The organism is Cognatundibacterium rugosum, from assembly GCF_014284365.1.
Classification (GTDB): domain Bacteria; phylum Pseudomonadota; class Gammaproteobacteria; order Burkholderiales; family Burkholderiaceae_D; genus Undibacterium; species Undibacterium rugosum.
On record NZ_JACOGG010000071.1, the window covers coordinates 1 to 267 of the forward strand.

1 protein-coding gene is annotated in these 267 nt (G+C 50.2%); it reads right to left on the bottom strand.

Annotated elements, in window-relative coordinates:
• The coding region (locus H8K47_RS18870; RefSeq protein WP_329604190.1) for a DDE-type integrase/transposase/recombinase at window positions 1-267 on the bottom strand (267 nt) is incomplete at both ends.

The following is a 267-nucleotide window of genomic DNA, read 5'->3' on the forward strand; positions in this document are numbered from 1 at the left end:
CGGAGTGCAGTATCGGACGATCTCCAGGCTTTAACTTGCTCCATGCGCTCGTCAGCATTTCGCTGATCATCTTAAATACCGGCCGCCGTGACGTGTTAAAGGCAATAATTTCTCCGTTGTATAGATCAAGTATCGGCGACAAATACAGCTTCTCCCCAGCGACATGGAATTCTGTCACATCGGTCACCCATTTTTGATTCGCCTTTTGTGCGGCAAACTGCCGCTGCAGTAAATTGGGGGCAATCCGGCCAACATGCCCTTTGTAGG